Annotated in this window: 9 protein-coding genes and 1 CRISPR repeat array; of the genes, 3 read left to right on the top strand and 6 right to left on the bottom strand. The window is 46.4% G+C overall.

Annotated features, from left to right (window positions below):
- Positions 1-68: 68 nt before the first annotated feature.
- Positions 69-761, bottom strand: coding sequence for a C40 family peptidase (locus ACLFWI_RS17175; RefSeq protein WP_446413925.1), 693 nt, complete (start codon positions 759-761; stop codon positions 69-71).
- Positions 762-798: 37 nt separating this feature from the next.
- On the opposite strand from ACLFWI_RS17175, the gene ACLFWI_RS17170 reads away from it, so the two are divergent.
- A complete protein-coding gene (locus ACLFWI_RS17170) occupies positions 799-1,734 on the top strand; it encodes a serine hydrolase (RefSeq protein ID WP_446413924.1) in 936 nt (311 codons plus the stop codon).
- 85 nt (positions 1,735-1,819) lie between these two features.
- Positions 1,820-2,800: a hypothetical protein gene (locus tag ACLFWI_RS17165; protein ID WP_446413923.1), complete on the top strand. Its 981-nt coding sequence runs from the start codon at positions 1,820-1,822 to the stop codon at positions 2,798-2,800.
- Positions 2,801-3,244: 444 nt separating this feature from the next.
- A CRISPR array of direct repeats spans positions 3,245-4,410; the repeat unit is 37 nt; unit sequence GTTTCAATCTCCTTTGGAGATCTGTCCTAATTGGAAC.
- A 467-nt stretch (positions 4,411-4,877) separates the two neighbouring features.
- Here ACLFWI_RS17165 and cas2 read toward each other — a convergent pair.
- The 4 genes from cas2 to cas6 form a co-directional block, all read right to left on the bottom strand.
- Positions 4,878-5,162 carry a CRISPR-associated endonuclease Cas2 gene (gene cas2 / locus ACLFWI_RS17160; RefSeq protein ID WP_446348148.1) on the bottom strand — a complete coding sequence of 95 codons (285 nt, stop codon included), beginning with the start codon at positions 5,160-5,162 and terminating at the stop codon, positions 4,878-4,880.
- A gap of 286 nt (positions 5,163-5,448) precedes the next feature.
- Positions 5,449-6,477: a CRISPR-associated endonuclease Cas1 gene (cas1, locus tag ACLFWI_RS17155; RefSeq protein WP_446410141.1), complete on the bottom strand. Its 1,029-nt coding sequence runs from the start codon at positions 6,475-6,477 to the stop codon at positions 5,449-5,451.
- A 64-nt stretch (positions 6,478-6,541) separates the two neighbouring features.
- The gene (cas4, locus tag ACLFWI_RS17150) at positions 6,542-7,129 is read right to left on the bottom strand and encodes a CRISPR-associated protein Cas4 (protein WP_446410140.1); all 588 of its coding nucleotides are present in this window, start codon (positions 7,127-7,129) and stop codon (positions 6,542-6,544) included.
- Positions 7,130-7,230: 101 nt separating this feature from the next.
- The gene (gene cas6, locus ACLFWI_RS17145; RefSeq protein ID WP_446410139.1) at positions 7,231-8,016 is read right to left on the bottom strand and encodes a CRISPR-associated endoribonuclease Cas6; all 786 of its coding nucleotides are present in this window, start codon (positions 8,014-8,016) and stop codon (positions 7,231-7,233) included.
- Between the two features lie 299 nt (positions 8,017-8,315).
- On the opposite strand from cas6, the gene ACLFWI_RS17140 reads away from it, so the two are divergent.
- On the top strand, positions 8,316-9,248 hold the full coding sequence (locus ACLFWI_RS17140) for a helix-turn-helix transcriptional regulator (protein WP_446410138.1): 933 nt from the start codon (positions 8,316-8,318) through the stop codon (positions 9,246-9,248).
- Between the two features lie 231 nt (positions 9,249-9,479).
- Here the strand turns inward: ACLFWI_RS17140 and cas3 are convergent, their stop codons facing one another.
- Positions 9,480-11,855 (bottom strand): type I-D CRISPR-associated helicase Cas3', encoded by a 2,376-nt coding sequence (cas3, locus tag ACLFWI_RS17135; protein ID WP_446413922.1) that lies wholly within the window; start codon positions 11,853-11,855, stop codon positions 9,480-9,482.
- Positions 11,856-11,981: the final 126 nt, after the last annotated feature.

Raw genomic sequence — 11,981 nt, 5'->3', positions numbered from 1 at the left:
CTGTTCCCTGTTCCCTGTTCCCTGTTCCCTAATCTCAACCGTTAACTTTAATTGTGTCCACCCACTTATCAGGCACAATAACTAGCAATAACCCGCCCTATTCCTCTAAATCGCAGATAATAGGTTTGACTTACCTTATTTTCTTGATCCGAAAGCCGATCAATTCCAATCCCATTACGACCGTCTTCTTTCCCCGAACTGTGAATATAATAGCCATCGCCTAAAAAAAGACCCAGATGATTGATTTTCTCAGGTGTGCCAAAGAAAACCAGATCACCCGCTTGCGCTTCTGCTAAAGGAATTGATTGAGTAAACGCCTGCTGCTGATAAGAATCTCTCGGTAACCAAATTCCCGACGCCGCAAATGCTGCTTGCATCAATCCGGAACAATCATAATTAGGTGCCACAGTCCCCCCCCACAGGTAATAATTCGGCTGCTGCATGGCTTTTTTGGTAAACCCTATCACCTCTGGGAGTCGGTCTTGGATTTGAGAGCGGGAGAGTGCGATCGCATGATAAGGTTGAGAGGCGATTTCCAGTTGAGTGATATCCTCGACTCGTAACCAACCCTTATATCCATCCTCACATAACTGCACCTCTACAGCCTGCTCCCTCACTGTCGATAACAGGGGTTGTAAATGGCGTCCAGCCGCCGCTTGCGTGGCTAAACTCGCACAAGCGGGAGAATCATAGAGGTCTAAATTAACACGGCAGATGTACTCACCATGTTTTAATTCAGATAATTCTTGGAATACAACCATATTGGCAAGAGTTGACACAACTCGTTGAGACCCGATTATGACATTCTTTCGTAAGGACGACCAACTGGAAAAAATTGGCACAGAGATTCTCGACGCCACCTGGTTAGAGTTTCCTGGATTCGCCCGCAATCAAATTGCTCTCACCTGGATGGTCTATGATCCCCCCATCCCCGTCAATACAGGGGGGGCGCTTTCGGCGGATGAATTTTGGAAATATCCCGTCCGAGGCTTTAGTTATCGGGGGGTTGAGCGAATTTACCCAGCGGATTTGGTTGCCCTATTTTATCTGGTAGCCATCCAAGAATGGTTAGAAACCTCTATGGTAGGAGAATCAGATGAACTGGAACGGGCGATTCGGGCGATGATTGTTGACTCTAGCCATGATGCCTTAAGTTTAGTCGTCGATGTCTTGAGTGGGACAACCAGTGGTCCTGAGTTAAGCCCTGGTCCGTTTGAAACCTGGAAGCTACAACGTAATATCGTTAATCGTTATTTTCAATCTCTGGGTTGGCAAGACTTAGAATCGATTAACATCAATCAAAAAACCTGGAGTGATGGACCTTATGGTCGGGAACGGCTATTTATGGGAACCTTGATGGAAAATCGGAATATGCTCACCACCAATGCCACAGCACGGCTACTCCATAGTATCGTGGGTGGAGTGGCGGTTTCTGGAGTGCGATCGCAGGTGATGATGAGTCTGCTAAAACGCAGTCTGAATCCAGCCGATGTCCAAGATGATAATCATCAGATTACTGGATTCTTAGGGGCTGGTCTTCCGCCAGAAGCTCAGTTGTGGTCTAAATCCGGCTGTTCATCTCAAGTGCGCCATGATGCGGCTTACATCGAGATCCCGTCAATGTTACCTTATCTACTGGTTGTATTCACTCAAAGCAAAACTCATAGTCAAAATCAAGACCTTCTCCCTTTTATTTCTGAAAAGGTCGTCAATGCAATGAGTATATTGACTTAGTGGCTAGGAAACGGCAATCCTAGACAATAATAAGCAAATCGGTTTTGCTGATTTCAATCTTTGAATTTTTTGTTGAGGAGTGACCTTGAAACATCATCTTTTACGCTCCGCTACTTACGGCGTTGGTTTAGGGATAGTCACAATGGGGAACCATCCCTTACCTGTTCACGCTCAAGTCTCCAGTCCAGGGGGATCATTGACTAGCCTAGAATCCATTGCGGCTGAGGTACGCACCGAGGGGACGGCTGAACCCGCCAATGTTTGGGTTAATCGACTGACAGGTGATCCCGCACTGACTCAAGATGCAATCAATCTCCAGGCTGGGTCTTCACTGCCAGAAGCTACACCCATACCTACTGCTACTGTAGAATCACCGACTCCCTCTGTGTCCTGGAGTAAAGGACTCACCAACAATTCAGCTACCGCCCAGAGTTCGGTTAATCCAACCCTTGCAGATTCTCCAGCCTCACCCTTAAAGCGTCTCAGTCAAGAGGATGCTCTGGCGACTCAATCTGTCCCCGAATCCCTGAACTCCTCGGCTGATGCGCTGACCCTACAGCCGACTCAGGACGCAGAAATCCTGTTGAATGAGTCCCGGACTCTGGCTCAAACTGACCTGGATATTCGCCGAGGAACTCGCGGCGTTCCTAACTATGTGGGGGTTGGTGTCAACATTGGTTTAACCGAAGATGATGATGGTGATGAGACAGGTTTAGGGGATGCTGGTTTTGTGATAAATGGCAAAATTGGTTTGTCTCGTAATATATCCCTGCGACCTGGTGTGATAATTGGCGATGATGCAGTCTTTATGATCCCCTTGACTTACGACTTTCTGATTCCCCGTGTTGATCCCTTTGAACCTGTCCGCTTCGCCCCGTTTTTAGGCGGGGGTGTCGCCTTGTCAACGGATGGGGATGACAACATCGGATTCTTGTTCACTGGGGGTGTGGATGTACCCTTGTCGCGTTCCTTTGTCGCCAACGGATCGATTAATATTGGTTTTATCGAAGATCAGACCGATGTCGGTATTATCCTTGGCGTAGGCTACACATTTCCTGATTTCTAGTTCCTAGCCAATTTTTATCTGTAGGGGCGACCCGCTTCCCTAAACAGGACTTACGCACAAACGTCACATATAGTAGGGGCACTGCAATGCCCATTGGTGTCAACTTAAGCTCAACCCCTCACCCCCAGCCCCTCTCCGACCCCCCTCGTTCCCCCCTACAAGAGGGGGGATGACAGAGGATGCTTCGCTTTTTTTGCAAGGGAGAGGGGAGTAAGAGAGTCTGGTTCCCCTTCTCCCCACGGTCCGGAGTTGGGGTTAGGGGATGAGGGGGAAAATGTTGAGGAGTAGATAGACACGGTTTAAAACCTTGCCAGCATTGGTTTTCTACCTTAAGTTGACACTAATGGGCAATGCCGTGCCCCTACAGGTAGTGCCTGTGCCGTAAAGAAAGCGTAAGTCCTACTAAATTAACAACACCATTCCACTCAATTGGTTCGGGTCGCCCGTTCAATCTCCTTTGGAGATCTGTCCTAATTGGAACATTGGATACCTACAGCAGTTAGAGGCAGTGAATATCTGTTTCAATCTCCTTTGGAGATCTGTCCTAATTGGAACCGCATCTAAGACAAACATTGATCCGAATGGCTTTGTTTCAATCTCCTTTGGAGATCTGTCCTAATTGGAACACGGCGTCAGAAACGGCGGCACTAGCAGCCGTCATGAACAAGCGTTTCAATCTCCTTTGGAGATCTGTCCTAATTGGAACGCTCACTGAGTCCGCGAACGAGACTGAAATCAAGAGTTTCAATCTCCTTTGGAGATCTGTCCTAATTGGAACTATCGGGGCTTCCATAGTTTGTGGAGTTTCACATGAGTTTCAATCTCCTTTGGAGATCTGTCCTAATTGGAACGCGAAGATGGAGAAAGACTGATCCTGGTAGAATCCGGTTTCAATCTCCTTTGGAGATCTGTCCTAATTGGAACAAAGAAGACCCGAGCTTAGAATTCAGAGAGTTACTGTTTCAATCTCCTTTGGAGATCTGTCCTAATTGGAACTTTTTCACAACTGGCGGAATTCTGTCCAAAAACTTATCCCGCGTTTCAATCTCCTTTGGAGATCTGTCCTAATTGGAACCCAACGTTCTCATTCCCAGAGAATCCGGTTTCACGGTTTCAATCTCCTTTGGAGATCTGTCCTAATTGGAACTTTCAGTCATTACTTTCAGTAATTGAAGTACAAGTTTTATAGTTGTTTCAATCTCCTTTGGAGATCTGTCCTAATTGGAACCTGGGAACCCTTCAGCCGCCAAATCCGATTCAGGCATCGCCGCTAACCGTTCCTGATGTTTCAATCTCCTTTGGAGATCTGTCCTAATTGGAACTACCCAGACCAGCTAGGCATCTTTGACTTTGATTTGTTTCAATCTCCTTTGGAGATCTGTCCTAATTGGAACTTTAGCTGCTGTCCTTTTGGTTTTTTCTTATCAATGTTTCAATCTCCTTTGGAGATCTGTCCTAATTGGAACATCAGTCTTAGTCAAGTTCTTTGTACCCTAATCTACGTTTCAATCTCCTTTGGAGATCTGTCCTAATTGGAACCACAATCCGAGAGCGTTCGCCTTCCGTACTACGTGTTTCAATCTCCTTTGGAGATCTGTCCTAATTGGAACGCCGATCCTCGAAACCCGCTCCTAGAGAGCAATCTAACAACGACTTGCGAGGCAACGTCCTCTGATATCCAATTATACAGCATATTAGCCAAAAAACAACTATCCAACATTTTCTCAAAGCCTTACACAGCAAGCATTACAGATTTTGCGAGACGCTTTTGGGGTTAGGATCGCGGCAAACCCTTAACAGATAAGGGATTCAGCCGTTGGGATGATTCGGCTAAATTCCAGAGCCTAGGTGACTCGCAAAGCCATTCTGATATCGAAGGAAACAAATGCTAATAAGAATGGCACTGACTTTAGACTTTGTAATAAGCGATGCGAGCATTTCTGGCACGCTTCGTGCCTACTACGAACTTAGCTTAAGGAGCGTGATATTTGTGCTAATAGTGCAGTCCGCGCAGGCGGACTTTGTTTGTCTAGCTGCGATTTCAATCGCCGAGACAAAAAGGTTACAGTTTCTACCCCTAAACCAAAAATACATCATCCTGACGGGGGGCGGCACAGCCAATCCGCTCAACATGACGCTGACAACATTGTCCCAATCGATAAAACAAAATACTATCTTCTGTCGGTTTAATCAATTTATCCAAGCGATGACGCAGCTTTTGATATTGAGTAGCCGTTAAACGACATTCAAATACCGAAAACTGTTTCCATTCGCCATAAGACTTTAAACACTTATGGATTTTGGTGCGGCGCTTGTTCTCGGAAATGTCATAACTGATGACGTAAAAATTTTCCTCTGGCATGATTAAAAGCAATAGGGAACAGGCAAAGGGTTGTAGAGACGTTGCATGCAACGTCTCTACACAAGGGGGGTAAACCCACACGGCGGTAAGCTGTCACGCATTTAAATTGGGAATGGGTAGCGAGCAAGATGCTCAATGTAGCGAGCAAGATGCAAAGCCTGCGGCATGGCTTCGCTAAAGCCTGCGGCATGGCTTCGCTAAACGCACTACTACGGCAAGGATGAGAGCAATTCTTGACATTATGGTTTAAATGCCGAACAGCTTATATTTCCCCCTAGGGATAAAATCACCGAATCTTTAAAGGTAAATACGCCTCCAATTCACCCATCAGATGTTTCGCTAATAACCGCGCCTGTAAAATCAACGCTCGGCGATAATCAACCTTCATCTCAAACACCGGATGCTTGAACTTGGTTAACTTGCGTTCTTCGTAAGCCTTAATCAACCGCTTTTTCATCTCATCCCCTAATAATACCGCCCCGCCGGGATGCTCAACAAATAAGTCTGGCTTCAAGGATTCATTTCGCAGCAGCGTTAACACTAACCCATCCACAAAAATAGCGCGAAACTCTTCCATTAAATCCAAGGCTAAATTGGCTCGCCCATAGCGTTCACTATGGAGAAATCCCTGATACGGATCAAGTCCAACGGTATGCAGCGCCGCCCGACAATCACCATAAAGTAAGGCATAGCCAAACCCCAACATAGCATTGACCGGATCAGTGGGCGGTTGACGAGTTCGCTTAGAAAAATTCCAGGGTGTCTGTGCTAAAAGTTCGCCTAAAACACCAAAATAAGACGCCGCCCCCTGTCCTTCATAACCGCGAATTGAATTTAAGGAATCCGCTGTTCCGACCTGTTTTTGACAACATTTTAAAGATTTCAATGCTGCTTCTATGGGTTTTGACCGCTTGTCTTGGCGAGAAAATCGCGCTAAAATAGTATGTTGATTAAACAATTTACCCTGAATAAATTGTTGGGCAATCGCCAAAGTTTGATCGGGATCAAAACTAGCTTTATATTGGCGCGATCGCAACAAGGCATTGGGATTGGGTTCCGGTAGCAATGTGCCGATAGTTCGCCCATTTTCCGACAGATAACTGATGGGGATAGACCGCTGATTTAATATCCGTAAGGTTGGCGTGGTTAGAACCACTTGACCATAAACAACAACGGCTTCTAATTTACATAAAGGTATATCCATTAAGCGCTGTTTATACTTAAAAACTTCCAATCGTTCATCCACCTGGCGGACTAGGGTATTTTGTTCAACCAGAAATAAAATTGACATAATTTGTCCTTTGTCATTGGTCATTGGTCATTGGTCATTGGTTCTTTGAGGCTTCTAATTGCTTTGCCATGAACCAAGCAACATTGTTTTATAAATGTCGCCTTGCTTTCTCCGTTTCTTTCGGTAAACAAACCTCAGATAAACTACATCCTCGACATTGGGGTTTATAAGGATTGGGTGGACAACTTCCAGTTATCAGCATCTCTCGCACAGCGGCAATTGTCTGTTCGGTTTGCTGGCGTAATTGGGGGGTCATTTCTACAGCAATTCGTTGATGACTGGCGGCATAATACATATACGCTTGGGGAATTTTAACGGCTAACATTTCTTCTAATGCCAAGGCTTGGGCGCAGAGTTGCAGATGGTCATTGCGCCATTTGGCACTGGGTCCTACTTTGTACTCGACTGGATAAATTTGCCCGTTTACTTCCTCGACTAAATCGGCTTTACCGATTAAGCCTAACTGATGGGTATGTAAGGGCATCGCCCGCCATTGTTTAACTTCTGTTTCACTAGAAAATTCTCCTCCATCGACTCGTTGATGGTGGCGGGTGCCAGCGATGGTATATTCATTATCAATCCATTCTCCGGCGACATAGATATACCAGCAACATCGGGGACAATAGTTGTAGTTATTTAGGGCGGCGATGGGGACGAAAATTTCATCGGTGTTCATGGGTTTTTGGGGTAAATTTACGACAGGGTTGGGGCGGGTTTCTTTGCATCGGGGTGAGAGAAGAAACGATAGTTGTCAAACCCGCCCCTACAGGTATGGGTTTACTCCTCTCGCGTGGTTTGTCCCATGCCAATTGTGGTTTTATACCCTGTGCCACAATAAAAGGCAAATTGACCTAAAATGGCGGCGGTTTGCTGGATGAGTTCATCGCCAGTAATTTCATAGGTTGCCCACCCTTTAAAGCCTTTTTGTTTGAAACTGCCAAAGCGAACCGTTGTGGTTTGTAACTGGTAGTTGCTGATTTGAGAATGGGTAAACCAATCGTCTGGAGAAAATACCTGGGTTAAGGGAATCGGTGATACCTTTTGCCAGCGCTGTTGCCAGGTGTAAAATAGGGTTTCGGGTATGGGAAAGAGGGAGTTGCGGTGTTTTTGTTTAATCGCTGTGGGGGAATGCCATTTGATTGTAATAAATCGTTGGGCGGGTATTTCTAATAACTCTTGCCACGGTTGATAGGCAACCCAGGTATTTTCGGGTTTGGGTGAGGCTTCTACTTTTTCTAAACTAATGGGTGTATGGGCTAAGACTAATTCTAAGGGTTGTATGTCAATGAGAACGTTTAATAATTCCCCTAACCTTTCCTCATCCAAGAGGGTTAGGCGTACCCGACAGGGTTGTCCCGGATGAATTTTACTGTCTTTTCCGCTGGTGAGGAGGGGGGATAGGGTAAAGGGTTTGTAGTCTTTTTGTTGATGCAATCGTTCGGCGTAGTCTGCATCGAGGCGATGAAAGAGTTCAAATACTAATCCGTGTAACCATTTACCACTGGCGGCGCTGCGGGAGAGTTCGCTTTGGGGGAAAAAGTGAATCAGTAGACTGGCAGGCATTATTGGCTGGTTGTAAACAATCTATACTGGGATAATAGCGGAGTAACTGTAGTCAATTGCACTACTGTCTGTAGTAGGCACGAAGCGTGCCAGAAGCGCTGAAGCGCTTACTACAAACTCTAAAGTCAGTGTTATTGCACTACAAATAGTGTGGCTATCCGATTTTTCCCCGCTTGTTCCCGATGTTGACGCCAATGTGGAAGGTTTTGGCATTTTGCCTAAAAAGGGGGATTTGGATGGCACTAAAGTGCCTACTACGAACGAATGAATGAATGAATGAATGAAGGAATGAAGCGTTGATGACGAAGCGACAAAGTTCCTACGCCGCAACTGAACGAATGCTGTATCTGTTGCGGTATCTGTCAGAAAAACCCCATTCTATGGCTGAGTTACGCGATCGCTTACTCTATGATACGGCTCATCAGCCAGACCGGGTGACGGTTCAGAATGATTTGTCTCGGTTGAAGGATTGGGGATTTTCTCTGGAGGTGATTCAACAGCAGCGGGTTTTGACTCATCCGGCGTTTCCGATTACTCTATCTGATGCGACGCTGGAAGCCTTGCGAATTGCCTTGAAGCTGTTAACGGATTCTGGATTAAGTCATTCGGCGGCGGCGTTAACGGAAATTACTCAATTGTTAACGGATTCGGGACGCCAGAAGTTGCAAGTGCGAACGGAGGTGAGTCTGGCGCCTGATATGTTAATGGATTTTAGCGCGTATCAGGAGATTATCGGTAAACTGGAATATGCCAGTCGGGTTCATCAACAGGTGGAGTTTGATTATCTGGCGCGGGAACGGGAAAAACCCCTGCATCATCAAATTGAACCGATGGGGTTGGATTGGAAAGATGGACGATTGTATTTAATTGGCTATAAGGTGGGGAAAACCTATGAACAGTCGTTTCGGATTGACCGGATTGTTGGGGATGTGCAGGTATTGCCGTTTAAGTTTGTCCCGAAACCGCCTCGTACTTATCCGATTTCCTTTCGGGTTTGGGGGCGGATTGCGAAAGGGTACTCACCACGATTTTACCAGGAAGATGAACCGATTCCTGACCCGTGCGATCGCTATCCGGATGCTATGTTGATTCACGCCCAGACGACGAATTATTTTTGGGCTAAACGGCGTCTGTTGGGATATCTTCCGTTTGTGGAAGTTGTTGAACCGGGTTGGTTGGTAAAGGAGTTTGGTGAGATTGCCCAGGAAATGATGTCGATTTATTCTATGTAGGGTGGGCATTGCCCACCATGCTTGTCAACTTAAGCTTACAAGAAAGCAATACCTTGATATAACCCCACCCTAACCTTCCCCTTATCAAGGGGAGGGAACCGGAAGGGAAGGTTTCCCCCCTTGCTAAGGGGGGACTAAGGGGGGTTTTAAGATTAAGGCAACGAGATTCTTTCGTCTCACAGGGAAAAGCTTTTCACCTTAAGTTGACACCAATGATTGCCCACCCTACCCTTAAATAATACAAGCTGGGTTAACACTGTCCAGGCTACTGAGAAAAAAGGCGTTTAAGTCAAAGGCGAGATAATACTGTGCCTCAGATGCTCCCCAGCGGAAGGGATGGAGTTCAAATAAGGGGGGGAGATGGGTCTCGATGGCATAGCGAAAGGCATTCCCTTTTCCAATATACGCGATCGCGTCTCGTTTTTCTAGGGCTTGATTCAGGATATCGATATCTAGCGCCGCCTCAGTTTTTTCTAGTTCTACCGATAATCCGCTAATCCGTCTCACCTTTTCTAGAATCGGATAGTCTCTTTTCTGTTTAATCCCCTGCTTCACCCAGCGATATTGACCGGAATTAGAATAAAAATGCCACCGACGTGGTTTGGGTAAATCCCCCAATACAATGGCGTAAATCATTGGGTTTGCTTGTGCAAGTTGCTTGAGATAGGTTTGGGCTTCGGGATAAGAGTCATAGCGCTGTAAATAGTCAGAAAATTCTGCTGCTGTGATAAAGCGGCAGTGGGTGCGACGTAATAAATAGGTTAAGCTGTAACTGTGAAATGGAAAGGTCTGGGCTTGTTGAGATTTGGGAGAGTCGAAATAGGGAATCTCTAGATTTAATAAGGGCGAAAAATCTGCATCTAAGGGCTTGCCATTCTCCCGTTTTCCACCAATGGCGCGATAGATATTGGCTTCCACGACACCGCCGCCATCTCGAAACCCCAGAATCCCACTAATTGTGCCATTGGCGAGTAATTGTTTCAGCTCTTTGTAAGCGGTTTGACGATTATGACCCGGATAGAGGGTTTGAATCAATTCATTTAATTGGTTGCGGGTGATGCGTCGTTCTTGGGTTTCTTCCCAGTTTCCGGTGACGGGATTTTTGCCATACTCGAATCCTTTGAGATATATCTGACTGGTATACTCAGCTTCTAAGGGTGCATAGCGTTCTAAATACCCGACAAATCCTTCCGGATTAAAATAACGAAACCCATGATTAATCAACCTGGGCAGGTGGATGCGGTTAAAGGGTTGAGGAAGCTGAGGGTACTCCAGTAAACAGTTTAAAACCTCTGGGGGGACAATTGCGATCGCGATATTTTCTCCTCCCTCTCGCCCATTGCGCCCAATCCGCCCTAACCGTTGTAAAAATTGGGCGCTGGTGCGGGCTTCAAAGAGTAATATGTCTTTGAAATAGTCCCCAGTAAAATCAATGCCGACTTCTATTCCACTTGTCCCTGTGGTATGCCGTTTTCGCAAGGCTTGACGCTTTTCCTCTGGACGCACAAAACCATGTGCCTCGCCTACATCATCTGGATTAAATAGCTGAGTTAACTCCTGTTTTAATCGCCGCGCCGCCGCCACTGCATCCATGACATAGAGACAGCGATGGTGGGGAGTTTGGTGGAGTAATTGTTGAAGTTCTGGCAGGAATTCGATGGCTTTTCCTTCGCCTTGCCACGCCCGTAAATTGGCTGATTCTAGGCGGAGTTTTACCGCTTCCATGACGGGACGTCCGTGGGATTCACCGGGTTGTTGAATCGTGACAGTTGATACTCCCAAAGTGTTCAATGCTGCCAATTTTTCGGCGAATCCGGCTTCGTCTAGGGGAGTAGCGGAGGAAAAAATAAAGGAATGGGGGTGAGGGGTTTCGACGGTGGAGAATAACTGGGCTGATAATCCCACCAACCAGAGGACAGCGGCTTGCTGTTTGCTGTTATAGAGATGGAATTCATCAAAAATAATGGTGCGAAAATCTCGGATTAAAATCGAAAAGGCGGTAATTGTACGCCCGGTGAGTTCCCGACTACTGGCATAGAGATGATGGCACAAGAGATAGAGGATATCGGGATTGGTGAGGACAATTTTGGCGCGTTTGAGGATATATTCGATGAGTTTGATGTTCTGTTCTCCGGCATCTTTTTCTTGACGCAGGAATTCGCCATCAACGATGAGGAGTTCCCCATCAATGCCTTCGGTTGGTGGGCGTTTATGAATGGTTTGGAAGAGTTGATAAATTGCTCGTTTTTGGTCATGTAATAATTCATTGGTGGGATAGACACCGAGAACTTTATCACCGGTTAAACAATGTTGTACGCCATAAGCGTAGGCGGCGAGGGTTTTCCCACCCCCTGTTACGGCGGAGTTAGTGATACAAAGGGTGCCATGTTGGGGGAGGGGTGCGAGTTGGGCGACTTCACAGGTTTGGGCGAGTTCACAGGTTTGACACCATCTGGAAACTTGGGCGTAATTTCGGGTGCGGGTAACGGCGCAGTAGGTTTGCAGTTGATGGGCGTAAGCAGAGGCGTTGGCGGGTAATCCGGGAAAGGGAACCGGTGAGTTTAATCCGGTGCGGTAATAAATAGGAGAGAGGTTGAGTTCTAGCATAAAGGTATTCTGTAGGGGCGGGTTTTACTATTATCCTTTCCGTTGCACCTAGATGTAACTAAACCCGCCCGGATTCAGGTATCGAGATTATCGGTGAAAGGTTCAATAGAGGTATTCTGTAGGGGC

Source organism: Coleofasciculus sp., assembly GCF_046539235.1.
Classification (GTDB): Bacteria; Cyanobacteriota; Cyanobacteriia; order Cyanobacteriales; family Coleofasciculaceae; genus Coleofasciculus.
The sequence above is the reverse complement of the archived record's forward strand: the minus strand, read 5'-3'. Positions and strand labels throughout refer to the sequence as shown.